Below are 25816 nucleotides of genomic sequence, written 5' to 3'. Positions count from 1 at the left end.
GGATCAGGGCGCCGGGAATGCCGTTCAGCGACAGGGCGGCGCAGATGCATGCCCTGGATGCGGCGATCACCCATTGGGAACGAGAGCTTAAAATAGCAACGAACAGCACCGATATCCTGCCGGTCTGCGAAACGGCCCGCGGCGTGCTCGAGGTGTGTTCGATCGCCGCGAGCAGCCCCCGAATCCGGTGCGCCTTGCTGGGAGCGGAAGACCTCTCCAATGATCTGTGCGCCGAACGAGGCATTGACGCGGTCGAGCTGGACTACGCACGCCGGCGGTTCATCCTGGAAGCTCGCGCGGCCGGCATTGAACCGATCGATGCCCCTTATACGTTCAGCGACGTTGAAGGTGCGGTCCGCGGGGCTGCGTTCTCACGTCGTCTCGGCTACCGCAGCAAATCCCTAGTGCGCCCCGCGCACGCGGTTGCGCTGAACGCGGTCTTTACTCCAAGCGCGGACGAGCTGGCGCGTGTGTCTGCAATTGTCGAGGGCTTCGATGCCGCGCGGAAGCGCGGCATCGACCGCGCCCAGATCGACGGGCTCTGGATTGAAGTGCCAACATATCGCAACGGCGCCGACTGATCGAGCGAGCAGAACGATTGGGATAAGGAGCCGGATGGGTCTCGCGCAGCCGACCAAGGCCATAGCGGAACCATCGTCTTGCAACTCGAACGGTGCTCGCCCGTTGCAGCCCGTCAGCAAAAGGCCGCAGCGGCTTGCGACGCTGCGGCCCCGCCGGGTCAAAAAAATACGTGAAATATGGTCCAGCCCCGGCGTCGACAAAGCTACGCCCGAGGTTTTTGCGCCGCAAATAGAATCGGTGCGTCGCTTACCGAACGAGATTAGCTGTTACCGCTGGACAACTAAAACCTCAGGAACCTTGACCTAGAGGTCGGTCGAGGCTTGCGGGTTAATTTAGGTCAACTATCTGGTGCGACAGGCTGCCGCGCCGACAAAGTCCTCCCTTATCGATTTCTCCAGTATGCTTGGCTTGCGCTCGGCGGGGCGTGCTTCACGAGGGATGGAGCGGCCCCGGCGCTTGCCAGCCCCTGCCGGGGTCGCTTCCCTAGTGAGAGTCCACGCTCATCCGAGCTGTGACACCGGCCGCAAGCGGCGCAACGGTATGTGCGCCAAGCCAAGAGAGCGACCTTCCGAGTGCGCAAAGCGACTTCAGTTGCGCAGCCGAACGCGGGACCGCTTGACGATGGACGATACGACCCGATCGTAGGTTTCTAGTGCTGCCTCGGTCGCCAACTTGACCATTTCGCGATAGGCGATTTCGTTCATTTGAGTGAAACTGTCCCGGATCGCTTCAGCCAACTCTTCATCGGTGACCGATGATCGATTTTGATCTGCTTTTTCCGTCAGGCGGCTATACAAATTGAGACGGTAGACCTCGGCCGAAATGTGCCAGGCCCAATCTTCGGGATTTAGCTGTTCTGTCATCACCGCAATGCAGGATCCGGAGGGTGGTAAGTCGTTGCAGCGGGGATCAGATAGCTGATGAAGATCGGTCTAAACACCAACCCATGGTTGGACCCATATGCTGCTCTGGTTGCACCGCTGTTGTTTGGGGCTTCGTAGACGATGTCCGCTATTGGTAACCTATTCCACACGCAAGCATCATCGCTTTAGTTGTTCCCTGGACTCCGCTGTGTGTCACCCTGGCGACCCAGCGTTCGGCGATCTGCTCAACCGATCCTCTCCGGTGTCGGCGAAGCGGCAGCGTATCCCTCCGATCGCCATACGCCTTCGCATGGGCCAGGTGCGATCGAGACCAATTATCGGCACGGTCCATTTGGGGCGGCCTCAGTGCTGACGAGGCAAAGGCGCGTCATAGACGTTGGACAACCTCTTACATTGGAACCGCAATCACAACCGCCCCAGCGGCGATCGGATATTTTGGCGGCCCTCGCGCCTAGACGCCCGGGTGACCTTTTGCAGAGCACAATATACTCGAATTTGTGCGGATCGCCGGACGAATCCAGGCATCTACATGTGATGCTCAACGTTGATCGCAGCACAAGGAAACTTGGCTTACGACCTCACGTTAATCCAGCCACCCGTGGGATCGACCGCCTCTTCGCTGGCCTTCGATCCCAGCGGTGCTACTCTTTCGAAAAACGGAGGGAGGAAGACATGGGAGATCGATCGACGCAACCTACGTGGGATCCTCTTGTTCTCGCCGGCCAACTGCACTCGGTCGCGAAGCAGAGCCAGTTGTTGATGCAGCGGTTCGCCACATCCCAAGCCGACGCCACGAAGGTCGGCATGGGAGACACCTCGACGCTCGGGTTTGATTTCGTCGATCTCATGACAAGAATGATGTCGGACCCGACGCCGGTGGCGAAGGCCCAGATCGACCTCTTCAACGAAAGCATGGCGGTTTGGAAATCGGCGGCAGAAAGCATGTGGCTGACGCGGCCTTGCGAGTCCGACAAACCCAAGGACAAACGTTTCAAGCATCCCGACTGGACCGAGAACGCAGTCTTTAACTACGTGAAGGAAAGCTATCTGGTCGCCGCCAAGGCAATCCTTTCGACCGTCCGAGACGTCAAGGGTATGGACGACGCCACTGCTCGAAAGGTCGACTTCTACACGCGTCAGTTCGTCGACGCTATTTCTCCTTCGAACTTCGTCGCCACCAATCCGGAGGTGCTCAAAGCCACGCTGGAGACCGGAGGACAAAACCTGCTCCGCGGGCTGGACAACCTGCTTTCCGATCTCGGTCGTGGCGAGGGTCGCCTCTCCATCACGATGACCGACATGAAGGCTTTCCGGCTCGGCGAGAATATCGCAACGACTCCCGGGAAGATCGTTTTCCAGAACAACCTGATGCAGCTTATCCAGTACGCTCCTTCGACAAGCGACGTACGCAAGCGGCCTCTCCTCATTATCCCGCCGTGGATCAACAAGTTCTACGTCCTCGATCTTCAGCCGAAGAATTCGCTTATCAAGTGGGCGGTCGACCAAGGCCATACCGTCTTCGTCATCTCCTGGGTCAATCCAGACGAGAAGCTCGCTGAGAAGGGCTTCGAAGACTACATGCTCGAGGGGCCAGTCGCAGCCCTGGATGCAATAAAAAGGGCGACCGGCGAAGAGCAGGTCAATGCCATCGGATACTGTCTTGGGGGCACTCTGCTCGCCTCAACGGCCGCCTACCTGGCCGCGAACGAAGACGACAGGATCGCAAGCGCAACCTACTTCGTGACGCTGGTGGATTTCGCGGAAGTCGGTGATATGGCCGTCTTCATAGATCAGGAGCAGCTCGCAACGCTCGAAAGGCGCATGCGCGAGCGCGGATATCTCGACGCTCAGGATATGGCGACATCATTCAATATGTTGCGGGCCAACGACCTGATCTGGTCCTTCGTCGTGAACAACTACTTGCTCGGCAAGGAGCTGCTCCCGTTCGACCTACTGTTTTGGAACTCAGACTCCACACGGATGCCCGCTGCCATGCATTCATTCTACCTCCGGGCAATGTATCTGGAAAATCGTCTATCCAAGCCCGGCGGCATCACGCTCGCTGGCACCCCGATCGGCCTGTCGCGGATCAAGATCCCGTCGTTCATCCTGTCCACGCGCGAGGACCATATCGCCCCATGGACGTCGACCTATGCGGCGACGCGTCTGTATTCCGGTCCCGTCAAATTCGTTCTGTCCGCCTCCGGACACATGGCGGGAGTCATAAGCGCACCGGGCAGCAAGTATGGCCATTGGACGAACGATAACTTGCCGCCTACCCCCGATCAGTGGTTCGCAGATGCAACCAGTCATCGGGACTCCTGGTGGCCCGTTTGGGACGAGTGGGTGAGCCGCCTGGATCATCAGCGCGTTCCCGCGCGCGAACCGGGCGGCGGCAACTTGCCGGTAATCGAGGACGCTCCTGGCTCCTACGTACGCGTGAGAGCGGTAGCATCCTAGCTGATCCGCACACGCGCAACCGCTCCGACGAAAATCGGTCGGCGGCGACGGCGACAATTAGACTTCTTCACCGGCTCGGATATGTCTCAGTCGCAACGGCAGTGCTTACGAAGGCCCCTGTGCTGTTCTTGGCACTGGCTCGGATCAACCACCTCGGCGGTGGCGGGAGGCATGTGGATCTTTCCGTGATGCGAGCCCCCCGGGCAACTGTCTAGCTGCGCCGGGCAGTCATCGCGGAACGAAATCGGGGCCAAGTCCCTTTCTGTTAACCGCGCCAGCCCCAGAGCCATAATCTCGGCTGATTCCGGCCCGACCTTGCCAGGGCTGAAGGGTGGGGACCCGTCGAAAGTGATCAGATTGTTTGCCTTGGGAGTGGCTGGCCTGGTGGCGCTGGGTGCTGTTGCGGCGCTTGGTCGAAGCGCTGCTCCAGTCGCCTCCGCTACAGTCGCGCCCGAGATTGTGTGCTACCCGGTTGTATCCGGTACCAAGGGTGACCGACTGCTCGCGGCCCAAAAGGAAGATGTGGCGCTTGCCGTTTCTGCCGCGGCCACGATAGATCCGAAACCGACACCCGAGGTCGTCGTAGCGACGCCTGCTCCTCAAGCGAAGGCCAAGCCGAAAGAGCCAGCCTTCATTCCGCGTCATTGGCACGATAACGCCGCTTCCGGCTACCAAATCCGCAAGCGCAGCACTGCCGAGTCAAAAGACGCTCAATCCAGAGCGATCGAGAGGCCAAAACAGAGCTGCAGCCAGGACGGGCTAAGTCCGCTGCTTCGAAAGCTCAATCTGCAACCGAACTGCGAGCTCTGATCTCCGCAACGGCCGGAGACAGCCTGCGCGGCCGATTGTCGAAGTTCCAGACGCGCGCGTTCGGATCGGACAATGCAGAAGCGGAGCGTACCCTTTCGGGCATCAGCATGGGCGGCGGCTATTCGAACGATACGCGAGCAGCGAGAGCGCCACGATCAACCTCTTGCCAAGGCTGCGGAGCCAGAAGAGCTTAGGCCTGCAATCGAGCAGAGCGGCGATCGCGACCGAAAAGGCCGAGACCTCTAGGAGGTCTCGGCTAAGTAAGGGAGGAAACGACCATTCGCCCGGTATATGACCAAGCCCGTAGTCCGCGACGGAACTCTAAAATCTAGATGTGCCGTGATCGCGCGACGTGCCGCTTTCGCGTGTCAATGATATTTGACGAGCTCGAGCTCGTGAGATTTGCAGCCGTGTTGCACCTGACATGCGTTCTGCAACTCGGGCATAGGCATCACCGTGCAACGATCAGCCGTGCGGTCGTGGCGATGCGAGCAACGAAGACGAAGTAAGTCACTGATAATCTTGGTGGGTCCGGCAGGACTCGAACCTGCAACAAGACCGTTATGAGCGGTGAGCCAACCTGACCTCGCATAGGGCAGGGCTGTTCTACAGCAACTGTGCCAAAGGGCACTTTTGGGCGCGAATGCACCTAAACTCGTTGTCCTCCGCTGTAGCCCGTTGAAATCACAGCAAACGCGAACGCCCTCCGAGCGCACCATAAACCCAAAGCGGAGATACGTCGTCGCTATGGGCTTCATACTAGGCGAGCATCCGCCTCGGGAATTCTGCCAGGAGATCGCGCGAAGTTATTTGCTATCACGACGCTCGAGACGGACTCCCTTTATACGTCTGAGCGATAGAGGAGATGGGACTGAAGGCTAAGCTACATGCCCGCTTATCGCGCGATAGGAGACCGCCATCCCTTGGTCGGCCATCGTCAGCTCTTGGACCCAAAGCGGACTCTGGCGAGCAAGAACGAGCTTGACGCAAGGCCCGTCCATCGGGTCTATCCCCATCATGAGCAAGTTCAACGCAGTCTGCGTTTATTGCGGTTCCTCGCCCGGTCACGATGTTGCCTACGTTGAGGCAGGCGAACGATTGGGACGCGCTCTTGCTACATCGGGATTAACGCTGATCTACGGCGGCGGTACCCATGGTGTGATGGGCGCGGTAGCTCGCGGCACACTGAATAACGGCGGTAAGGTCGGCGCGATCATTCCGAGATTTCTTACAAACTGGGAAACGACGACTGATGCGCTCAAGATGTTCGAAGACTTGACGATCACAGACACCATGCACGAGCGCAAGCAGAGAATGTTCGAGCGTTCTGATGCCTTCGTGGCACTTCCGGGTGGTATCGGCACCGTCGAAGAAATCGTGGAAATCATGACTTGGGCCCAGCTTGGGCAACACCGTAAGCCGATAGTTTTGGTGAACATCAAAGGCTTTTGGGCGCCTATGATGGCGATGCTGGACCACATACGCAGCGCAGGTTTCCTTCATAGAGACCACCTGCTTCAACCCATTATCGTTGATCGTGCCGACGACGTAATTCCTGCGATTGTCGCCGCCGCTGCTAATGATCGCGCGTCCGAACACGGTGTTTCGTCGATCATCGACAAGATGTAGATTTCTGCGTCCTCAGGCATAATGAGGCCGGGTGCCGTTGGCTTCTGATGTTGGCCCATCAGCGAAGTCGCGACACGTCTCGCTGTGGTCAGCTTGGTGGGGCGCCCCGGACGAGATTTGCCTACGTTGAGTTCTTCGCTTTTTGACCCAGAGCGGACCTCGCCCTGTTCTGGTAGGAGCATAGCTCGCACGAGCAACCGGGTTGCACTGGGCCATGCCGATCCGGGCGGCTTCACGCATGCGTTTCAGGGCTGGGCGGGCGTAGCGCCGAGCGAATGGCGGGCCAACTGATTGGCATCGGCCCAACCTGGTTATCGACGTGACCGGCACGTCAAGCTAATCGGCGTCGCTCGCCTCGCGGCACAATGCACGGCCCGCAACAGCGGCCAAAACAGGATTCCGAAGAACCAGCAATAATGAAGAGGCCGCCTTAGTTGGCGGGCTCTTTATTTCAGTCAAGCGCTGCCGCGCGGGGCTTCGTCTCACGTATTAAGGAATGCGCCTGAACTCTCGGACAGCGATACCCATCAAGCGTCAGGCCGTACGATCTCGAACGACAGCATCGCATGGCACAAGCCGATCGACCTCATCGAGCTCCTTGGCATGATGGGCGCCCCATGAGCGAAGGGAATCCAGCACCGGCCGCAGGCTTTCGCCGAGTGGGGTGAGCAGGTATTCGATCCCTTGGCGATGCCCGGCGCTGGACTGCCGGCTCACCATTCCATGTACTTCGAGCGCCCGCAGTTGCTCTAACAACACCTTCTGCGAGATGCCGACAATGCGCATCTCGAGCTCGCAGGTGCGTTGCGGACCATCCAGCAGCACATCGAGGATCACCGCCTTCCAGCGTCCCGAAAAGACGCCTAGCGCGCGCTCCACCGGTAAGCCCGGTAGTCTCTTGATGATCTTCATCCGCCACTGACCAAAGGGTGTGTAGATGGAAATGACCACCGAAGAATAACCTTCGGCAGAAACCTGCTCGAAGGATGATCTATGACCGACTTGTTCGAATCTCAACTGCTCGGCGGCACTGTTCCGCTGAGGAACCGCATCGTCATGCCGCCCATGACCCGCACGCGAACGTCCGAGGGCGACCTCCCGACCGACGGTGACCTCCCGAATGCGCTGATGGCGACCTATTACGGCCAGCGGGCCAGTGCCGGCCTGATCATTACCGAGGCCGCCGATGTGGATCAGTCTGGCCATGGTTACGCGAGGACACCCGGCATCCACTCGGAAGCTCAAATGCAGGGCTGGCGTCTGGTGACCGATGAGGTTCACCGTCATTGCGGCACGATCTTCCTGCAGTTGTGGCACGTCGGCAGGATGGCGCATTCCTCGATTCTGCCGAACGGTCAGGCTCCGGTGGGCGCAACCGAGCAGCGGGCCGACGGCTCTTCGGTGTTTGCTCACCGGTCGGACGGCCGATTGGGTTATATGCCTACGGAAACACCGAGGCCTCTCAGCACGGAGGAGGTGTTGGCCATGGTGGGCACCTTCGCCAAAGCCGCCGCCAATGCGCGGAAGGTCGGATTCGATGGTGTCGAACTGCATGCGGCCAACGGCTATCTGTTCGAGCAGTTCATGAGCTCGGTGCTCAATACGCGCACCGACCGCTACGGCGGGCGCAGAATGGAAGATCGTACGCGCCTCCTGTTGGAAGTCGTCGATGCGGTGGTGGCTGAATTCGGTCCGGGGCGCGTTGGCGTTCGCCTGTCTCCGTTCGGTAAGTACGGCTCCATGCCGACTGACCCTCTTGTCGAGGAAACGTTTCTGTACCTTGCCGAGCAACTGGGGCGCCGCGGCGTGGCATACATCCATCTGCTCTACGAGCTGATGCCCGACGCAAACATGGAGATGGCGGAGTTCAAGCCTCGGTACCTCGACCACGCTCTGCTTGCCAAGGCTAGGGCGGCATTTCGTGGCACCTTCATCTGGTGCGGTGGCTTCAATGACCGCGAGCGCGCCCAGGCTTCGCTCGACACCGGATTAGTCGACCTGATCGCCTTCGGCAGGCCGTATATCGCAAACCCGGACCTGGTCGAGCGCCTCAAACACGGCTGGCAGTTGGCCGTAGCGGACCGATCGACTTATTACACCCGACGCGGCGAGGTGGGGTACACGGACTTCCCTGCATATCGATCGGTAGCGCTGCACGCGGTAGCAGACTGACCGGGACGGCGGGTCGAGCAGCAGGTCAGCGCATCCACAGGCGCTCGCGACGCTGCAAAAGTCCAAATGCGAAGTCTAACCTAATCCCAAGCAAAGGAGTCCCATGTGAGTGCACCAACGAAGCCTGCCGACCCCACCATCGTCAACGGCATCAATCTCGACGATCTCTTTGCGCTGATCGACGACGTCAAGCGCGAACCGGCCAAAGGCAAGACGAACTGGCATGTCATCACGACCTGGCAGGGCCAGACGCGGAGCCGCGCAGAAGTTGAGAGTTATGAGGTCGGCGGAGAGCAGGTGTCACGCCGGTTCTCGATCGACATCGACGAGCCCCGCGAACTCGGCGGATCGAACAATTTCGCCAATCCGCAGGAGCATCTGATCGCGGCGCTCAACGCCTGCATGACCGTCGGATACGTGGCGCAGTGCGCGGTGCGTGGAATCACCCTCGAAAGCTTGTCGATCGAGACCGATGGCGACATCGATCTTCGTGGCTTCCTCGGGATCGATCCTGCCGTGCCGCCCGGCTACGAGACCCTCAGCTATACCGTCCGGATCAAAGGCCGTGGTACAGAAGAGCAATTCGCTGAGGTTCATGAGGCGGTGATGGCGACCTCGCCCAATTTCTACAATTTATCCCGGGCTGTGGCTCTCGAACCTGTCTTGATCGTCGAGTGATTGCACGATGGCGCACATCCCGGACGAAGTCCGTCAACATTGACGCCCCGACCTAGGCAACGTTGATGTACGGCATTGAGCCTCATGAACGATTTGATCGGGGGAGTTTTCAACTCACTCGGAAACGAGCTAGTAGGCTGCACAGATGTTCTATTCGGCGCGCCCACACTCCCTCGGTCCAGCCATTGTGCTGGCAGCTTGCATCTTCCTCATGGACACGCTGTCGTCTCTTCAATTTGCTGTGGCCTCTCTGTACGTAGCTGTCATTTTGATCAGCGCATACGATCTTCAATGCCGTGGCATCATTTTGACCGGGATTTGGTGCGCGGCGTTGACCGCGCTTAGCTATGTGCTTACACACGGATTCACGGTAGCTGGCACAGCGCCGTTGAGATCTTTAATAAGCTACGTATCGATCACGATCACGGTAGTCTTGGTGATCAGGAATCGTTCGGCAAACGAGCGCCTTGCGGAAGTCAAACGAGAGCGCACAAACCTAGCGCGTTTCTTCTCCCCAAAAATTGTTGAACAGCTTGTTCAGATCGACGTGCCCCTTTCTGTCGCGCGGCGCCAGAAAGCAGCGGTGCTATTCGCCGACATCGTGGGATTTGCAGCACATGCATCTGGCAAGGCGCCTGACGAAGTCATTAAGCTGCTGCGCGATTTGCTAGGCTTGCTCAGCGAGGCCGTCTTTATATGCGAGGGCTCGATAGATAAGTTCCTCGGGGACGGTCTCATGGCCGTGTTCGGCCCGCCGATTGCCAGCAAGCAAGATGCAACAAACGCGGCGCTCTGTGCATTGCAGATCCATGAGCGTCTTGGCCGTTGGAATGAACAACATGCTGAAAACCCCGATATGGCCATTCGCGTTGCCGTCGGTATCCATTGCGGCGAGGTTGTACAGGGCGATGTTGGCACCGACAATCGGCTTGAATTCACGGTGGTCGGCGACGCTGTGAACATCGCGAGCCGTGTCGAAGCTTACTGCCGGGTTCTTGATGCGACGGTGCTCGTCACTGGCGATTTTATACGATGTCTTCTTGCGGAGGGTAGCTTCGACCTCGCCAAAGCTTTCACGAGTGAAGGCAAGCATCGGCTTCGAGGCTACAAAGAGCCCATTCAACTCTACAGTTTAAAAGCAGGGTGAGCCTTCGTACGTCCGAGCATGGATTGGACGGATCCGAGATCAATCAAATCCGGTGTGTGATAGTGGGGTGGATGGTTGCTTGAGGACAAGGGCGCCTGTTTGAATACGATCAAGCGCGGCGTTTTCGGACAGCCAGGGTCAGAGGTCGACCGTTTCGAGCGCAGCGTGTCTACTAAAGGCCAGAAGACGCCGCTCCAGCCGATATCCAACGTCTCAACCTCGGGGTGGGGAGGCGCGGCCGCTAGCCAGCACCGACAGCAGTGCGGCCACGCCGAACGCCGCCGCCACCCAGCCGAGCCAATCCACTCCGCCATGGGCGATGACCAGCGCGCCAATGGCCGCGCCTGTAGCGCTGCCTAGATAAATGGCCGACGAGTTCAGCGACAGACTGACCGCGGCCAGAGCTGGGCTTAGCGCGACCAGCCGCGCCTGCTGTGCCGTCATCAGGCCCCAGCTGGCCAAGCCCCAGAGCGGAATGGCTGGTAAGATAACGAGCATGGCTCGCGCAGGCTCGAGCGCCGCGCCCAGCGAGAGGACAGGATAAGCAGTAAGGCCACCGCCCACGATCACTGCATTGTCCGCACCCCAGTGGTCCGCCGCGGTGCCACCGAGCCGGGTACCGGCCGCGCTGGCGACTCCGAAGCCGAATAACACCAGAGCCAGGCCCTGAGGTCTGATCCCGGCGACATCTGCGAGGAAGACGCCCAGATACGTATAAAGCGTGAAGGTTGCAGAGACCGTCAGCACGCTGGTCGCCAGGATCGCCATCATGTCGGGGCGCTTGGCTAGTGCCCAACGCCCTCCGAGACCCGCAGTGGAAACGGGCGGCTGACTCGGCATTCCCACGAGGGTCCCGAGCAGCGAGAGTGTCGCCAGCCCTGCGACGCTGAGAAAGGTCGCGCGCCAGCCGAAGCTTTCTCCGACCAGCACTCCGAGCGGCACGCCGGCGATGATTGCCAAGGTCAGCCCGTTGGTGACCATTGACAAAGCCCGACCCCGCCGCTCCGGTCCACCCAGTGCGGCTGCATATCCGCCGGCGGCCGGCATGAAGCTGGCGGCAGACAGGGCCAGCAGCAACCGAGCTATCAGCAGTTCGGCGTAGCTCGGTGCCAATGCGGCGAGCAGATTCGCAATGCTGAACCCTGCTATGGCGATGGCGAGCAAGCGCCGCCGTTCCAGTCCGGCGGTCAGCATGGCTATCGTGGGGGCGCCTATGGCGTAAGCGAGGGAGAAGGCGGTGACCAGGTGGCCGGTGGCGGGCAGGGTGACATCCAGGTCTCGCGCCAAGCGTGGCAACAGTCCGGCAATCATGAAGCCTTCGGTTCCGATCGCGAAAGCGCCGAGTGTCAACCAGAGCAGTGAGTTTAGCGATCCAGGCACACCGAGCCCTCGTACATTGGAACACGTGTGTTCTACGATTGCCTCGATCCGCCTAAATATCGATGCTACCGTGCTTTTCCTGACGCCGTCGTTTCACCGCGAATTTGTCCGTGGCGAATTCCGCGCTCCTTACGCGATGCACCCGCACGCTTTCGGGCATGATGCGTAGACTATAGTCGCGCCAATTAGCATCGCGAGGGGCAGCCGGCGCAGCTTTCGCGGTTGTAACGGCGGGGCATGTCGGCTCTTGCTCGTTGTTATCAACGTCCCCCTGAGTTGACGGAACTTTCTCAAGCACCTCGTAGTCGTCCACCCAGCCATCCTCTGCCCAACGGCCCGTGCTCGCGCTGATCTCTGCCCCCTCTGGCACGTTCATGGGCTCAACACGGGCCGCCCCGTAAAAAAGGACGATATTAAAAGCGTCTCCGACCGCCTGTACTGATGGAAAGATGATGCCATCAATAGGCGCCGAGGCCTCTGTCGCAAGAAAATGGGCCATGGCTTCCGTTGCGAGATACTCAGACCCATCGTCATCGGGTATTGCCGGCCGCGTGAGACGTGACCTTAGCAACTTCAGAAAAACGGCGCCCTCCATCCTCCCAGCCAGCCCGCAATCAGCAAGGCCTTCAGTGATGCGGACGTCACCGAGGGCGGTCACGTCGAGCAGTCGAAGCGTTCTGATGATCTCGAATTGAGCCACCGCGATCCGACTACCAACAGGTGGCCGCACCTCGGCTACAGCCACTTTCTGATTGTTTGCACCGTAGAAAGCCAAGATACCGCGCGCATTCATGCGACCGGCCGCCGCTGAGGGCACTGGCGGTGAGCCGAGGTGGATGTCTGGCCTGGTGAGGGCTGCTTTTAGCTTGTCGTCAGATTGAAAGACCCGGGCGCGATAAAGGGTAGGGAAATCCGTTCGAGGACCAGCATCCAAGATGAGCGGGTGGCCTTCGCGCGCTTCCAGTTCGCCTATGCAATCGAAGAACGATGCGAGATTTTCCGCTGCTTTCGGGCTGAATAAGCGCGCCTCAGCTTTGAGTAAATTCGCCAGGCTGCGCCATCCCGTACCTAGAGTCATTCGTGTTCTCCTGAGAAGTACCGCGCCTTGGCCGAGCAAAGACGGCTGACGTGATCACGCCCACCGCTTTAGAACCGTCGTGCCACGGGTCGAAGTTGCATCTGCCGTTGGTCATGACGGATAGATGCGCGATGCGCGCTCTTAAAACAGTACCAAGATCGTTGATTCTGGCTGTACCACCGCGCGATGGCACGGCGCTCGCGAGTGGGGCAGATTGCTGGGCCGAAGCGGCAATATGCGTCTTTTATTCGCTCGCGTTCGGCGCCGAGGGCGGTCGATCGCGGACCGAGAATGGATGGATCGCCGTGCCCTTTTGCGATCGCATCCACCAGTCGTTCGATTTCTCGATTCAACTGTCTAAGCTGTTGTTCGAGACGCTGCCTTTTTCCATTCGATGTGATTGCGAGGCGCTTTCGCTCTTCGAGATAAGTACGCACGTACTCCGCAATAACTTTCGGCGCGCTCAATTCAGCCCGCAAACCACTGAGAACTGCGCTCTCAACCGTGTCTAAATAGAAGGTCCAATTCCACTGGCGAGGGGAATTCTCTCAGAACCGGTGACCTCCCTGTCACCAGCTTCGATGACACCCGGAGAGTGCGAAGGCACTTGGCCTAACCATTCCCGAGCCCTTTCTGCTGCGCGCTGACAAGGCGGCCATTGCGCCGGCGAGTGCGGAGACCCGGAAATGGCATGGGGCTCGCAATCCGCGAGCCCCGCTGTGCACTCGGCAATTTCAGGCCTTGTGATGGACAGTCTGCAGGCCGTAGACCGGCGTCGGGATGCTCTCGTAGCGCGCCTTCAACTGCAGGGAAAGGAATTGCGAGTAATGTCGCGACTGATGCAGATTGCCGCCGTGGAACCATAGGCCTTCCTGCTGCGTCGGCTTCCACATGTTGCGCTGCTCACCTTCCCATGGGCCGGGGTCCTTTGTCGTATTCGAGCCGAGGCCCCAGACCTTGCCGACTTTGTCGGCCATTTCCGGACTCACGAGATCGGCGACAAAGCCGTTCATCGAGCTGTAGCCGGTGGCATAGACGATCACGTCCGCCGGCAATTCCTTGCCGTTGTCGAGCCTGACGCCGTTGGGCGTGATTTCCTCGACCTGTCCAGCGAACAGTTTGATTTTGCCGTCAATGATAAGCTGTGAGGCGCCGACGTCGATGTAATAGCCCGAGCCGCGGCGCAGATATTTCATGAATAGCCCGGAATCGTCGTCACCGAAGTCGAGCCTGAAGCCGGCCTTCTCCAGCCCGGCATAGAAAGCGGCGTCGTCCTGACGGATCTTGTCGTAGACCGGCTTTTGAAACTGATTCAATATCCGGTAGGGCAGTGAAGCGAAGATCAGATCGGCCTTTGCCGTCGTCATTCCGCCGCGGACGGCGCGTTCGGAATAAAGATCGCCGATACTCTCCATCAGCGAATCCGAGCGCACAATGTGGGTCGTCGAGCGCTGCACCATCGTTACGTCGATGCCGGCCTCGTACAGCGCAGCGCAGATGTCATGGGCCGAATTGTTCGAGCCGATCACCACCACCTTCTTGCCTTTGTAGCCGCCTGAGCCGGGATGGCGTGAGGAATGGTGTTGCTCGCCCTTGAACGTTTCGATGCCTTTGATTTTCGGCATGTTCGGCTTGGCCGACATGCCGGTCGCGAACACAAGCTGCCTGGGCCGCAGAGTAATCTCCTTGCCATCGCGTTCGACGATGACGGTCCATTCCTTCTTGGTGTCGTCCCAACTGGCGCGTTTGGCCGTGGTGTTCGTCCAGTAGTTCAGCTCCATGACCTTGGTGTACATTTCCAGCCAATCGCCGATTTTGTCCTTGGGCGAGAACACAGGCCAGTTCTTGGGGAAATCGATGTAGGGCAAGTGATCGTACCAGACGGGGTCGTGCAGGCAGAGCGACTTGTAGCGGTTGCGCCAGGAATCGCCGGCGCGTGCGTTCTTTTCGACGATGATCGTCGGCACACCGAGTTGGCGCAGCCGGGCCCCGAGCGCAATGCCTCCCTGCCCGCCGCCGATGACAAGCACGTAGGGCTGGCTCTTGAAGCCAAGTTGCTCTACTTCCTCGTCACGCAGTTCCTTCCAGGTCTTGGCGCCGGGATTGACGCCATGCCTGGCGCCGAGCGGTCGGCTGAAGCCAGCCTTTTCCTCATGGGCCTTCAGTTCGGCCATGGTCGTCAAGAGCGTCCAGATCTGACCGTTCTGCAGGCGGATGAGTCCATATCCGCGCGCGACCTCGGTCTCGAACGTGATCCAAGATTCGGTCACGCCGCCGGCCTCGGTTGGCGTTTCACCCTCGGCGATTTTCCAGCTGCGCGGCTTCACATGCGCGAGGCAATGCGCGAGCATGTCGCGGACCTGATCGCGGCCTTCCATGGTCTTGATGTTCCAGGTGAAGGTAACGAGGTCGCGCCAGTAGCATTCCGGAGCGAACATCCCTACGGCGGCGTCGAGATCGCCCGCCGCAAGCGCGGCTTCAAACTTGTCGAGGAAAACCTGGACGCGCGCGCTAAGCGTGGTGTCGAGCATCACTTCCTCCCGGATGTCGTTTGCAATTGTTCCGCGCAGGCTCGCACGACCTTACTCCAACCATCGCGGGAATCCAGACTCGCGCGGCAGGGTTCCCGGTCGGCTTCAGCGCCTCTCAGCGCTCGCCTGCAACAACGCCGCTTCGCCCACCGACGATGGGGTAGACTAAGAGCTCTATTTGCTGCGGTGCATGCGTCCGGAATTTGGCCCGCAGGCTCCTGTAACGGAGGGGCAGAGCATGTCCACTACCCCGGACAGCTCACGATCGCCATGATTCGGCGGACTGCAACCCGATGCCAGTCCCCCACTGAAATCAACGAAACTACTGCTCACCGATTCGCGCTAAGCTGCGGTATGATCCGGGAGATCAACGATGCGATTGTCTAGCCTTGCCACTTTGGCGCTTGTCGCGGGAGCTTCCAGCCCAACTTATGTTTCTATCGTCCTGGCGGCTTCGGAATGTTCCAGATCAATGGAATTGGCGGATTGGGGCGAGAACTCGACCGGCGACATCAGCGTCGCGTCTGGGGACAGTTGCATCTTCCCGATCACGTTGCGCGGCGCGGCGAGTAGCTCGGAAATCTCGCAAAAGCCAGCACACGGCAAACTGAAGAAGCTCAACGTTGCGACTTACGAGTACAGGACGAAGGCGAGATACAAAGGAAGTGACACCTTTGCCATCAAAGCAACCGGCGAGGGGCCGAAGGCTTCTGGCACGTCGGTCATCACAGTGCACGCGACGATCAAGTAGGTGGGTCGAGCATTGGCGTGACGCCGAGTTGATGCGCGTCGCGTGAGGGCGGGGAGCAATAAGCGTGCCCCAACCCGTCCGAGACGCTCCCAGAACAGCACCCGGTGGCGGATCGTGATCAGGGCCTGGTTGAGAACGTAAGCCAACAGCATCGGCGGAAGTGATTTGAAGGCAGGATCCGGAGTGGCCTCAATGCGATTGCGGTCTCGCGCGGGGATGCTCCATCCGCAACTCCGCGAGCTGCTTAAGCGGGTTGGGCCCAGACGCAAACTTGGTTTTGTCGGTATTGCAGCTAAGCTGCTCTCCGCTATGCCCAGAAAGACCCAGCCTCGGAGAGTTGGTTTTCGTTTAGCCAGAGGAGTGCCTGACGAAGACTCAATGGGACCAGTCGCTCCCTACCAAGAGGCGGTGGGGCTCCATCTGTTAGATAGAGCATAAAGCCGTCTTTGCTTCGGAAAAGTGCTTCTTTCGCCTCACAACATTCAAGGGACTCTACGTCAAGAGTAGGCAAGCTGCGCTGGACGATCAGCTCCATGTTTTGCATGGCGCTCACGACGCAGACTTCCTCTTATCGTGGATGAAATGCACGCCAGCGGCTGGTCCATCCAACCAGACCGACTGACAGCGACGAAATGCGAGGCCCGTTGACGATAGAACTAGGAAGAACTTTCGCGAGGTTAGGACGTCAGTCGAGCCCTCAACCTCTAGCTTTGCCCCCGTTACTGAAATGTCTTTGAGAACGCAGACTCGGCTCCAAGTGCCATCCACAGCCATCAAGTTGACGGCGTGCTGATGGGCAAATTGAACACGGTCCGATTTTCTTCGACCAAAGGCCATGCGCGGCAAAAAAATAGAAGTATGAAATATCTGACGTAGAGCGTGTGCCCCAATGATTAACAAGAGTTAGCAATTCGCGCTTTGCAGCTCGACTAATCGCTAGCGAAAATTGGCGAACTTCAGTGAGACAGTGCGTGCCGCCAAAAACGGTCGGAGCCATCGCATCCTCTGGCGGAGCCAGGAGGCGAACGATGCGATCAGTCATTGCCATTGTTGTAACGGTGGGGGCGTCCTCGCCTGTGTTCGCCCTGACGCAGGGGGAGATTGAGGCCAAGCTACCTGCCGCGGGCTATTCGCAGATTCAGGAGGTCCCGAGCGGCAAGATCAAGACCTACCGAGCAATCAAGGAGGGTACGGAGCGGTCGCTCATCGTCGACAGCACCGGCCACATCAAGGAGCTTCGGTAGCGCTCTCGCTGGGTGGCCAGTGTTCGGTCAGGGACGCTGCCGAATACTCGCGCCAGGCGGCCCGCCTACCATTTGTATCGGTTCACCTGCCGCACGGTCCAGCGGCGGGTGTGGCCTAGCGAGGCCTACCGTTCCGGGAACTGCGTCGTTGCTGGCCGTACGAGTATCGAGGCGCTCTGACGTGATTGCCGATCCAATGGCGATGGCCAGAGCGATAGCAGATAGGAGTAAAGCTGCTCGATTCGGGTCCATCATTAGACCTCCGCGAAACGGCTCCATAGTGCCGGGATAACGCCGATCTGGTGATTTGGTTCTTAGGTTCGCCCACAAAGGTGTCCGAACAACACTCGCGCAATTACGTGTTGGTCGGATAGCGAGGCACAACGATAACGATTGATCAAAAGTCGGAAGCGGTTTTGTGGGTCGACCGCGCAACAGTGTTGCACCGATTTGGAGTTCAGCGATGAGAGACGTACCGCATCCAACAATCACGACCCGTCGCTCGCTGCGTCTTTCGACCGCTGCCCTCGTCGTTACGACGGCTGACGCGCCCGCAGACGGTCATCTTCGGAGAGCGGGGAATATTCGAGGGAGTACATCGCCGTTACGAGGCCATCGCGCGCCTTCTCGCCCCACTGACCAACCGTAGGGCTGAGGAGGTCGATCCGTCTTAGACCGAACCGATCTAAGATTCCGCCGACTTAAGCCGATCGTTTGCGATGGTTCTTGCGGTGTTTGCCTTGGGGGCGCCCGTGCGATCGCTCCAGTACTTTCGGCGGAGAAGCCGCCGCTGGCGGAGCTATTGGCGAGGCTTGCTCGACCTCTACCGGCTCGGCTGGGTCGGGGGGCCGTGTGGCCGGCGTTGCACCCAAGGCAGCCTCCTCGAGTTTGGCAAGGAAGTCGCGTCCTTGGTTCGTGATAGTCCAAGCGCCGCGTTCGCGAGAGATGAGTCCTTGGCTGAACGCATCAAGATCCGGCGCAAGTTCAGCGAGACGCTTCATACGCAACGTCCATTCAGGGCCGCTCGTATAGAAAACCGCGAGATGCAGCTTGATAAGCTCAAGGTTTCCCCGGCCGTCTGGCTGCCCTGCCAAAATCTTCAAAATGGAAAGCTGAAAACTCACGCGCGCCACTCGAACGCAACGACTCAATCCTTGCAATCTATCGGTTCTGGCCAACGGCTCATAGATCGGCCGTCAAGCTTCTCGCGGAGATGCTTGCTCGGTAAGCCTAACCGCCAAGGTTAATCGTGCCTGGAGGGTCAAAGGCAGACTTCGACAAGATAAAGGCGCTTGTAACGGAACCGATCCAGGCGGCTCCTTCCGTTACCGAAACACATCCGCCGATTCGTTAAACCATAACTCCATCACCGCCAGCTTTTCCAGGATGGTTGGGCCATGAAATACCGGCGCTTGCCGGTATCGCTGGTGCGGTCCAGATCGGATCTGTGATCGCCTGGCATTTCATGAGCGATCATGAGCAAGGCGATGCTTTAAGCAAAGTAGGTTTGGTCTTACCGACGCAATACTCCGACGCCGCGGCGCGATCGCGCCCGACGCATTCGAACCGTCGTTCCACAGGTCGAAGTTACATCCGAGTTGCCGTTGGTCTTGGCAGATAGATGCGCGGTGCCCGCTCAAAAAAAAGTACCAAGATTGTCGATTTTGGCTGTACCACCGCGCGATGTCATGGCGCTCGCGAGTAGGGCGGGATTGCAGGGGCGAACATGCAACATGTGTCATTTGAATGCGGGTGCGGATGAAGCTCGCGCCGCCGCGCATGTTCAACAAGCGGTCACTCGTGGTTCTCACGATCGTGATTGGAATGACGAACGCCTATAAGCGTATCCCCATTGGGATTGAAATGCACAGCAAGCTCCGGGACGATTTGAATACGGCAGAGAATGACCATCTTGTCGCGCCTGTTGGCGCTTGTCGCAGTCGCGTTATTGCCCGCTATCTCGATTCAGGCGTACAACGAAGTTAACCTTCGACGCGCGCGCCAGGTGGACGTACAGAATCAGGCGCTCGGTCTCGCTAAGCTCGCCGCCGAACAGCAGCAACAGATCGTTCAGGGCATTCGGCAGGTCCTGATTGCGCTGTCCGAACTCCCTGCGATAAAGGCGAAAGATAGCAAGGGGTGCAATGCGGCTATGGCAGGGATGAGGTCCCGGTTTCCGGCTTTCCTCACTTTCGTCGCTACCGATCTGAGTGGCCAGCCCTTCTGCGATACAAACACAGATCGCAAGCCGGTGAATGTCTCCGGGCGTCCCTACTTTGCGGATGCGTTGAAGACGGGCGCGTTTACGGTGGGACAATTCTCGATCGGTCTGTCCGTCGATCGGAAACTCATTCAGTTTGCGCTGCCTTTCTACGGAGATGATGGTCAGCCAGGGGGCGTCATCATTGCGCCTCTCGGCCTGGACTGGTTAGCGGACTACATCGCGCGCGCGGGTGTTCCGGCGGGAGACGCGCTGGCCATCACCGATCGCAACGGCACCTACCTTGCCCGCTATCCGGACAATGACCGATTTGTCGGTAAGAAATTGGTTCGCGCTGGTGATGAGAGACAGTATGGCGACGGTCTCGCAGCCGACCTGGTTGATGTCGACGGCGTCGAGAGGATCGTGGGTTTCTCGGCTCTCGGGCCCGATTCTGGGGGACTTCGCGTCAGCTTCGGCCTCGACAAGGCGAACGCCTTTGCCGAGATCCAGAGCCGGACCCGACACGACATCTTCCTCATCGCCCTCAGCGCCATGATGGTGCTGGGCCTGACGCTACTCGGCGCCCGGCAATTCATCCATCGGCCGCTCGGGCTATTAGTTGACGCCGCGAACCGATGGCGCCTCGGCGACTATGCTCGCCGCGTGAACATCCGCGGCAGTTCTGAAATCGCAGGCGTAGCCGGCGCCTTCAACACCATGGCCGATGCGCTGGATCGCCGCGAGCAGGAATTGTCCGATGCAAAAGAGAAGGCCGAGGACGCCGCGGCCCGGCTTACGATGCTCTTCGAAAGCACGACCGACAGCGTTGTGATCGTCGACCACGATTGGCGGATCAGCTTCTTCAACCAGAGGGCCTGGTCTCAGATCGCTCAGGGGCGTGATCTGATTGGAATGCACCTGCAGGCATCGCTTCTGGATGCCCGCGATACGGGAATCGTCGAGCAGCTTCGGGAAGTCATGTCGGACCGCCGTCCGGTTTCGTTCGAAGCGCACTGTCCTCGTCGTGCCGCATGGTATGCGATCAACGCGTTTCCTTCTGGCGAAGGGATCGCGATCTTCTTTCGAGACGTCACCGAGCAAAAGCATGCCGTGGAGGCGCGCCAGCGCATCGAGGAGCAGCTTCATCAGAGCCAGAAGATGGAGTCCGTCGGACAGCTCACGGGCGGTATTGCCCATGACTTCAACAACCTGCTTGCCGTCGTTTCGGGAAACCTTGATCTCATCGAGCGCGCGGCAAATGACGGCAAGATCCGGCGCTTCGCCGCGACTGCGCGGCGTGCCGCCGACCGGGGGGCGAAGCTCACCGCACAGCTCCTCGCTTTCTCTCGACGGCAAAAGCTCAACCCTAAACTGATCAATGCCAACGAGCTGATCTCCAACTTCCAGGGGCTCGTCCGTCAGGCGGTCGGCGCAGAATGCGAGGTCAGGCTGAAGATCGACGAGCGATTGTGGCTCTGTCAGGTGGATCCATCCCTGCTGGAGACTGCCCTTCTCAATCTAGCGCTGAACGGCCGCGATGCGATGCCGGGCGGCGGAGTGCTCGAGATCGAGGCGCGGAACGTCGTTCTGGATGGGGAAGCCGTCGCTGGATGTCCGGCCGGATCATATGTGAGGCTGTCCGTCTCGGATACGGGGCAGGGGATGTCTCCCGAGGTGCGAGACCGGATTTTCGAGCCCTTCTTCACTACCAAGGAAGTTGGCAAGGGCACTGGCCTCGGTCTCAGCATGGTGTATGGCTTTGTCCGGCAATCCGGTGGCTATATTTCAGTCGAAAGTGCCCCTAACGCCGGCACCACGATCTCACTGTACCTGCCGAGAGCCAATCAGGAGGCTCGCGACGAGGTGGAAACTGAACAGACCCGGGCTATGCCGGGAGGCTCCGAGCGAATTCTTTTGGTCGAGGACAATGAAGATCTGTTGGAAGTCGTGTCTGCAATGCTGACGAGCTTTGGCTATCGGATTCGCCTTGCTCACAACGGTACCGAAGCCATCCGAATTCTCGACAGCGATCAGGGGTTCGATCTTCTGTTCAGCGATGTCGTCATGCCGAATGGTCCCAATGGCGTCGAGCTTGCTCGCGAAGCAAAGCGGCGGAACAGCAGGATCAAGATATTACTTACGTCGGGCTACGTGGGAGACGTGCTCGCGCGTCACGGGGCGACAGACGAGTTCCCGATTATTCACAAGCCCTTTGGCGTGGCCGAACTCGCTCAACGTCTGCATTCTCTTCTTCAGAAAGAAGATAGTTAGGCAGGCACGAAGCCAGACGGCATCGCCGTCCATAGCGACAATGCGTATTCGTCTCTAGAGCCAGCCATCTCGCGGTTCTTGCAGATCAGGTCGAGGCAGCCGTGCGCGAACGCAAAGTCCCTGATGTAACTTAAGGTGGCGCAGATCGCATAGCCAGTACCGGTTGAGCGCATGGTCGCTGCCTCAATTTCGCGAGGGGCACCATGACCGAGCGACTTAAGAGCGTGCTTGCAATGTTTAGTATATAGTGTTTCACTAAACAAATCGAGCTTGGCTGAATCCCTAAGAATCCAGGCAGGCGCGAGGAAACGTCCGTTTAGTCGTTCAGCCCGTGAAGGACTGTATCGCTCTGCTCGAAGCATTCGAGCGGGTTGGAGAGTCGCGCCATGTCGATGGCCGGCCCCACTGGGAGGGAAAGCGTTATGAAACAGACAGTAAAGGCGCTCCTTACTACGTTCGGAGTTCTCGCATCCGCGCTCGGTGTCGGAGTGGGGACTACTCCTGCGCATGCGCAGGCCAAGACCATCACGCTGTGCTGGGCCGCGTGGGATCCTGCCAACGCCCTGGTCGAACTGTCGAAGGATTTCACCGCCAAGACCGGCGTCGGCATGAAGTTCGAGTTCGTGCCGTGGACCAACTATGCCGACCGCTTCCTGAACGAGCTCAATTCGCACGGCTCGCTGTGCGATCTCATCATCGGGGATTCGCAATGGATCGGGGGCGCCGCCGAGAACGGTCAGTACGTCAAGCTCAACGATTTCTTCACAAAGGAAGGAATCAGCATGGACGACTACATGCCGGCGACAGTGGTCGGCTATTCCGAGTGGCCGAAGAACAGCCCGAACTATTGGGCGCTGCCCGCCATGGGTGACGCGGTGGGCTGGACCTATCGCAAAGACTGGTTTGCGCGGCCTGAGATCCAGGCGGATTTCAAGGCCAAGTACGGCCGCGATCTCGCCGTGCCGAAGACGCTCGATGAACTGCGCGACATCGCAAAATTCTTCCAGGGCCGCGAGATCGACGGCAAGAAGGTCTATGGCGCTTCGATCTATACCGAGCGGGGCTCGGAAGGCATCACCATGGGCGTGTCGAACTACCTCTATGATTACGGCTTCCAGTATCAGGATCCGAAGAAGCCGTATTCAATGGACGGGTTCGTCAACTCGCCCGGCGCCGTGAAGGGGCTCGAGGCCTACAAGGAGCTCTACAAGTGCTGTACGCCGCCCGGCGCATCCAACTCCTACATGTCCGAAGGGCTTGATGCGTTCAAGTCGGGGCAAGTCGCGCTGCAGATGAACTTCTTCGCCTTCTTCCCGGGCCTCTACAAAGATCCGAACGTCGGTGGGGACAAGATCGGCTTCTTCAGCAATCCCGCCGGCCCCGCGACCCGGGCGACGCAGCTCGGCGGGCAGGGCATCTCGGTCGTTTCTTATTCCAAGAACCAGGCCGAGGCGCTGCAATATATCAAATGGTTCTCCGGTGGAGATGTGCAGAAGAAGTGGTGGGCGCTGGGCGGCTATTCCTGCGCCAAGTCAGTGTTGAACGATCCGGGCTTCCCGAACAGCGCGCCGTTTGCCGGCGAGTTTTTGAAGTCGATGGGAATGGTCGTCGACTTCTGGGCCGAGCCTTCCTATGCCCAACTCCTGCAAGCCGAACAGAAGCGCGTGCATGACTACGTGGTGGCGGACAAGGGCACCGCGCAGGAAGCGCTCGATGGCCTGGTCAAGGACTGGAAGGCGATCTTCAAGGAAGAAGGCAAGAAGTTCTAGGGCAAACGCCTGGAGCGCACGCCGAGCGCGCTCCAGGCTCTCTTCGGTAGAACCCGCAGGCGTCGCATAGTCGACAATCGCGACGCCAGGATTGACCAGGGCCATGAACGATTTGAGCACTTCGTCGCAGATCACCTACCGGGCCGTCCCGATCCGACCAGGCGTGATACGTCGTATCCGCGGCCTTTCGGACCAGGCGCTCGCATGGCTCTTCATCACGCCGACGATCGTGCTGCTGCTGGCGATCAATATCTTCCCGCTGGTATGGACGATCTACCTGTCATTTACCAACTACCGCGCCAATCGGCCGAACGCGCCGACGCTATGGCTGGGGACCGATTGGTACCAGTCGATCCTGACCGATCCGGATATCTGGGCGGCAATGCAGGTCACGGCGCATTTCGTGGTTTGGACCGTGCTGATCGAGACTGTGCTCGGATTCGGCCTTGCGTTCCTGATCGACAAGAAATTCCGTGGCCATGGCCTGTGGACCACGATCATTCTGTTGCCGATGATGCTCTCACCAGCGGTTGTCGGCAATTTCTGGACCTTCCTCTATCAGCCGCAGATCGGGCTGTTCAACTACGTGGTCGCCTTCTTCACGGGGCGCGGCGCTTCGTCGTTCCAGATGCTGGGAGACGTGACCCTCAGCCCGTGGGCCATCGTCATCGTCGACGCCTGGATGTGGACGCCTTACGTGATGCTGATTTGCCTGGCGGGGCTGCGGTCGATCCCGGATTACATTTATGAGGCAGCGGAGGTCGACCGCGCGTCGAATTGGCGGCAGTTCTGGTCGATCACGCTGCCGATGGCTCTGCCGTTCATCATGCTCGCGGTGCTCTTTCGCGGGATCGAGAATTTCAAGATGTTCGACATGGTCAACCTCCTGACCGGAGGAGGGCCGGGCTCGACCACGGAAGTCGCTTCGATCACACTGAAGCGCGCGGCCTTTGAGAGTTGGCGAACCGGCTATTCCTCGGCCTTCGCGATCATTCTGTTCGTGACAGTGTTTGGCCTTGCCAACATCTACGTCAAGGCGCTGAACCGGGTGAAAAGCAGATGAGCGCCTCAAATGCAGCCCACTCAGTTGTCGAACCGTCGACTGGCACTCGCCGCTTTGCCGGCCTGCTCGTCATACTCTATGCCATCATAACGATGGTTCCGCTGATATGGATCGTGCTCACCTCGTTCAAGTCGCCTGACGATGCGATCTCCTATCCGCCGAAGGTCCTCTTCAAGCCCTCCCTTGAAGGCTATTGCAATGTCTTCACAACACGCTCGCGTCAGACTCAGGAGTTTATCCAGACGCTGGGGCCGCCGCAGGGGCTTTGTGACAACATCGCGCGCAGCCGCAACATGGTTGTCGCCGGGCCGTCGAACTACGTGCCGCGCTTCATCAACTCGCTGATCATCGCCTTTGGCTCGACGGTGCTTGCCGTCGCGCTCGGTACGCTCTCGGCTTATGGTTTTTCGCGCTTCCGCGTGCCTCTCAAGGACGACCTCCTGTTCTTCATTCTGTCGACCAGAATGATGCCGCCAATCGCGGTCGCGATCCCGATCTACCTGATGTACCGGACCGTCGGGCTATCGGATACCCGTCTCGGGATGATCCTGCTCTACACGTCGGTGAACGTCTCGCTCGCCGTCTGGCTACTCAAGGGCTTCATCGACGAAATCCCGCGTGAATACGAAGAAGCGGCAATGATCGATGGCTATACGCGCTTTCAGGCGTTCGTGAAGGTGGTTCTACCGCAGGCGACGACGGGGATCGCGGCGACGGCGATTTTCTGCCTTATTTTTGCGTGGAACGAATACGCCTTTGCTGTGCTTCTGACCTCTGGCAACGCTCAGACCGCGCCCCCATTCATTCCGATCATCATTGGCGAAGGCGGCCAGGATTGGCCGGCCGTAGCCGCCGGCACGACGATCTTTCTTGTGCCGATCGTCGTGTTCACGGTGCTGCTTCGCAAGCATCTTCTGCGCGGGATTACCTTTGGGGCCGTTCGCAAATGAACCTTGATGTGAACACGTCAACGCCGAACGTTAGCCTGACGAGCAGAATGTTGCGGCGCGGTCCGCTGGAGGCCATCGCGACGGCGATCATTGCCGCAGGCGTGGTCATGCTGATGCAGCCGTTTTTTCTAACGCTTTATTCCTGGTCTTTCGCGGTCACTCTCTTTGGGACGGTGATGTTCATGATCGTCTCGAAGGTCCGGGAGTAGCGCTC

Annotated in this window: 22 protein-coding genes; 15 read left to right on the top strand and 7 right to left on the bottom strand. The window is 59.1% G+C overall.

All coding sequences use genetic code 11. The features are described 5' to 3' along the window. Positions 1–17 precede the first annotated feature (17 nt). Complete coding sequence (locus AB7535_RS29790; protein WP_354113110.1) at positions 18–581, top strand: HpcH/HpaI aldolase/citrate lyase family protein; 564 nt, start codon at positions 18–20, stop codon at positions 579–581. A 588-nt stretch (positions 582–1169) separates the two neighbouring features. Here the strand turns inward: AB7535_RS29790 and AB7535_RS29785 are convergent. Next, entirely contained in the window at positions 1170–1445 is a 276-nt protein-coding gene (locus tag AB7535_RS29785) for a hypothetical protein (RefSeq protein WP_231143404.1), read from the bottom strand. Positions 1446–2138: 693 nt separating this feature from the next. Here AB7535_RS29785 and AB7535_RS29780 point away from each other — a divergent pair. The 3 genes from AB7535_RS29780 (at position 2139) to AB7535_RS29770 (ending at position 6365) form a co-directional block, all read left to right on the top strand. Beyond that, positions 2139–3926, top strand: a complete 1788-nt coding sequence (locus AB7535_RS29780; RefSeq protein WP_439037432.1) for a PHA/PHB synthase family protein — start codon at positions 2139–2141, stop codon at positions 3924–3926. A gap of 348 nt (positions 3927–4274) precedes the next feature. Further along, complete coding sequence (locus AB7535_RS29775; protein WP_231143403.1) at positions 4275–4736, top strand: hypothetical protein; 462 nt, start codon at positions 4275–4277, stop codon at positions 4734–4736. A 1017-nt stretch (positions 4737–5753) separates the two neighbouring features. Continuing rightward, a complete protein-coding gene (locus tag AB7535_RS29770) occupies positions 5754–6365 on the top strand; it encodes a TIGR00730 family Rossman fold protein (protein WP_085400567.1) in 612 nt (203 codons plus the stop codon). A 534-nt stretch (positions 6366–6899) separates the two neighbouring features. On the opposite strand, the gene AB7535_RS29765 is transcribed toward AB7535_RS29770, so the two are convergent. Next, on the bottom strand, positions 6900–7316 hold the full coding sequence (locus AB7535_RS29765) for a winged helix-turn-helix transcriptional regulator (RefSeq protein WP_341850537.1): 417 nt from the start codon (positions 7314–7316) through the stop codon (positions 6900–6902). 42 nt (positions 7317–7358) lie between these two features. On the opposite strand from AB7535_RS29765, the gene AB7535_RS29760 reads away from it, so the two are divergent. The 3 genes from AB7535_RS29760 to AB7535_RS29750 all read left to right on the top strand — a co-directional run bounded on the left by AB7535_RS29760 (position 7359) and on the right by AB7535_RS29750 (position 10362). Beyond that, positions 7359–8537 carry an alkene reductase gene (locus AB7535_RS29760; RefSeq protein ID WP_231143402.1) on the top strand — a complete coding sequence of 393 codons (1179 nt, stop codon included), beginning with the start codon at positions 7359–7361 and terminating at the stop codon, positions 8535–8537. Positions 8538–8642: 105 nt separating this feature from the next. Further along, complete coding sequence (locus AB7535_RS29755) at positions 8643–9215, top strand: OsmC family protein (protein WP_085400573.1); 573 nt, start codon at positions 8643–8645, stop codon at positions 9213–9215. A gap of 145 nt (positions 9216–9360) precedes the next feature. Next, a complete protein-coding gene (locus tag AB7535_RS29750) occupies positions 9361–10362 on the top strand; it encodes an adenylate/guanylate cyclase domain-containing protein (protein ID WP_085400574.1) in 1002 nt (333 codons plus the stop codon). A gap of 213 nt (positions 10363–10575) precedes the next feature. On the opposite strand, the gene AB7535_RS29745 is transcribed toward AB7535_RS29750, so the two are convergent. Both AB7535_RS29745 and AB7535_RS29740 read right to left on the bottom strand, forming a co-directional pair. Next, the gene (locus tag AB7535_RS29745; protein ID WP_354113111.1) at positions 10576–11742 is read right to left on the bottom strand and encodes an MFS transporter; all 1167 of its coding nucleotides are present in this window, start codon (positions 11740–11742) and stop codon (positions 10576–10578) included. A gap of 52 nt (positions 11743–11794) precedes the next feature. Next, positions 11795–12820: an RES family NAD+ phosphorylase gene (locus AB7535_RS29740; RefSeq protein WP_085400578.1), complete on the bottom strand. Its 1026-nt coding sequence runs from the start codon at positions 12818–12820 to the stop codon at positions 11795–11797. 50 nt (positions 12821–12870) lie between these two features. On the opposite strand from AB7535_RS29740, the gene AB7535_RS29735 reads away from it, so the two are divergent. Continuing rightward, positions 12871–13332 carry a hypothetical protein gene (locus tag AB7535_RS29735; RefSeq protein WP_201266161.1) on the top strand — a complete coding sequence of 154 codons (462 nt, stop codon included), beginning with the start codon at positions 12871–12873 and terminating at the stop codon, positions 13330–13332. A gap of 222 nt (positions 13333–13554) precedes the next feature. Here AB7535_RS29735 and AB7535_RS29730 read toward each other — a convergent pair whose 3' ends face one another. Beyond that, positions 13555–15351: a flavin-containing monooxygenase gene (locus tag AB7535_RS29730; RefSeq protein ID WP_231143400.1), complete on the bottom strand. Its 1797-nt coding sequence runs from the start codon at positions 15349–15351 to the stop codon at positions 13555–13557. A gap of 373 nt (positions 15352–15724) precedes the next feature. Here AB7535_RS29730 and AB7535_RS29725 point away from each other — a divergent pair, with 373 nt between their 5' ends. Further along, positions 15725–16102: a hypothetical protein gene (locus AB7535_RS29725; protein ID WP_231143399.1), complete on the top strand. Its 378-nt coding sequence runs from the start codon at positions 15725–15727 to the stop codon at positions 16100–16102. 549 nt (positions 16103–16651) lie between these two features. Here AB7535_RS29725 and AB7535_RS29720 read toward each other — a convergent pair. Continuing rightward, complete coding sequence (locus tag AB7535_RS29720; RefSeq protein WP_166106103.1) at positions 16652–16939, bottom strand: PilZ domain-containing protein; 288 nt, start codon at positions 16937–16939, stop codon at positions 16652–16654. Between the two features lie 191 nt (positions 16940–17130). On the opposite strand from AB7535_RS29720, the gene AB7535_RS29715 reads away from it, so the two are divergent. Then, on the top strand, positions 17131–17346 hold the full coding sequence (locus AB7535_RS29715; protein WP_085400585.1) for a hypothetical protein: 216 nt from the start codon (positions 17131–17133) through the stop codon (positions 17344–17346). Positions 17347–18047: 701 nt separating this feature from the next. Here AB7535_RS29715 and AB7535_RS29710 read toward each other — a convergent pair. Beyond that, a complete protein-coding gene (locus tag AB7535_RS29710; RefSeq protein ID WP_231143398.1) occupies positions 18048–18470 on the bottom strand; it encodes a hypothetical protein in 423 nt (140 codons plus the stop codon). 779 nt (positions 18471–19249) lie between these two features. On the opposite strand from AB7535_RS29710, the gene AB7535_RS29705 reads away from it, so the two are divergent. From AB7535_RS29705 to AB7535_RS29685, 5 genes are all read left to right on the top strand, one after another. Beyond that, complete coding sequence (locus AB7535_RS29705) at positions 19250–21820, top strand: ATP-binding protein (RefSeq protein WP_231143397.1); 2571 nt, start codon at positions 19250–19252, stop codon at positions 21818–21820. A 422-nt stretch (positions 21821–22242) separates the two neighbouring features. After that, positions 22243–23589 (top strand): ABC transporter substrate-binding protein, encoded by a 1347-nt coding sequence (locus tag AB7535_RS29700; protein ID WP_063981213.1) that lies wholly within the window; start codon positions 22243–22245, stop codon positions 23587–23589. Positions 23590–23692: 103 nt separating this feature from the next. Then, positions 23693–24652 (top strand): carbohydrate ABC transporter permease, encoded by a 960-nt coding sequence (locus AB7535_RS29695; protein WP_014492573.1) that lies wholly within the window; start codon positions 23693–23695, stop codon positions 24650–24652. Further along, entirely contained in the window at positions 24649–25602 is a 954-nt protein-coding gene (locus AB7535_RS29690; protein WP_028150087.1) for a carbohydrate ABC transporter permease, read from the top strand. The genes AB7535_RS29695 and AB7535_RS29690 overlap by 4 nt, the downstream gene beginning before the upstream one ends. Beyond that, positions 25599–25811 (top strand): hypothetical protein, encoded by a 213-nt coding sequence (locus AB7535_RS29685; RefSeq protein ID WP_166102948.1) that lies wholly within the window; start codon positions 25599–25601, stop codon positions 25809–25811. The genes AB7535_RS29690 and AB7535_RS29685 overlap by 4 nt, the downstream gene beginning before the upstream one ends. Positions 25812–25816: the final 5 nt, after the last annotated feature.

Source organism: Bradyrhizobium sp. 956_D2_N1_4 (genome assembly GCF_052076025.1).
In the GTDB taxonomy this organism is placed as follows: domain Bacteria; phylum Pseudomonadota; class Alphaproteobacteria; order Rhizobiales; family Xanthobacteraceae; genus Bradyrhizobium; species Bradyrhizobium barranii.
Note: the sequence above shows the minus strand (reverse complement) of the source record. Positions and strands in the feature narration are given on the sequence as shown.

What these genes read in the sequence shown, in the direction of transcription:
- AB7535_RS29750 (WP_085400574.1), top strand. Translation starts at nt 9,361, where the DNA reads ATGTTCTATTCGGCGCGCCCACACTCCCTCGGTCCAGCCATTGTGCTG.
- AB7535_RS29730 (WP_231143400.1), bottom strand. Translation starts at nt 15,351, where the DNA reads ATGCTCGACACCACGCTTAGCGCGCGCGTCCAGGTTTTCCTCGACAAG.
- AB7535_RS29770 (WP_085400567.1), top strand. Translation starts at nt 5,754, where the DNA reads ATGAGCAAGTTCAACGCAGTCTGCGTTTATTGCGGTTCCTCGCCCGGT.
- AB7535_RS29685 (WP_166102948.1), top strand. Translation starts at nt 25,599, where the DNA reads ATGAACCTTGATGTGAACACGTCAACGCCGAACGTTAGCCTGACGAGC.
- AB7535_RS29695 (WP_014492573.1), top strand. Translation starts at nt 23,693, where the DNA reads ATGAACGATTTGAGCACTTCGTCGCAGATCACCTACCGGGCCGTCCCG.
- AB7535_RS29785 (WP_231143404.1), bottom strand. Translation starts at nt 1,445, where the DNA reads ATGACAGAACAGCTAAATCCCGAAGATTGGGCCTGGCACATTTCGGCC.
- AB7535_RS29715 (WP_085400585.1), top strand. Translation starts at nt 17,131, where the DNA reads ATGCGATCAGTCATTGCCATTGTTGTAACGGTGGGGGCGTCCTCGCCT.
- AB7535_RS29740 (WP_085400578.1), bottom strand. Translation starts at nt 12,820, where the DNA reads ATGACTCTAGGTACGGGATGGCGCAGCCTGGCGAATTTACTCAAAGCT.
- AB7535_RS29700 (WP_063981213.1), top strand. Translation starts at nt 22,243, where the DNA reads ATGAAACAGACAGTAAAGGCGCTCCTTACTACGTTCGGAGTTCTCGCA.
- AB7535_RS29690 (WP_028150087.1), top strand. Translation starts at nt 24,649, where the DNA reads ATGAGCGCCTCAAATGCAGCCCACTCAGTTGTCGAACCGTCGACTGGC.
- AB7535_RS29790 (WP_354113110.1), top strand. Translation starts at nt 18, where the DNA reads ATGCCGTTCAGCGACAGGGCGGCGCAGATGCATGCCCTGGATGCGGCG.
- AB7535_RS29720 (WP_166106103.1), bottom strand. Translation starts at nt 16,939, where the DNA reads ATGGCCTTTGGTCGAAGAAAATCGGACCGTGTTCAATTTGCCCATCAG.
- AB7535_RS29725 (WP_231143399.1), top strand. Translation starts at nt 15,725, where the DNA reads ATGCGATTGTCTAGCCTTGCCACTTTGGCGCTTGTCGCGGGAGCTTCC.
- AB7535_RS29760 (WP_231143402.1), top strand. Translation starts at nt 7,359, where the DNA reads ATGACCGACTTGTTCGAATCTCAACTGCTCGGCGGCACTGTTCCGCTG.
- AB7535_RS29705 (WP_231143397.1), top strand. Translation starts at nt 19,250, where the DNA reads ATGACCATCTTGTCGCGCCTGTTGGCGCTTGTCGCAGTCGCGTTATTG.
- AB7535_RS29780 (WP_439037432.1), top strand. Translation starts at nt 2,139, where the DNA reads ATGGGAGATCGATCGACGCAACCTACGTGGGATCCTCTTGTTCTCGCC.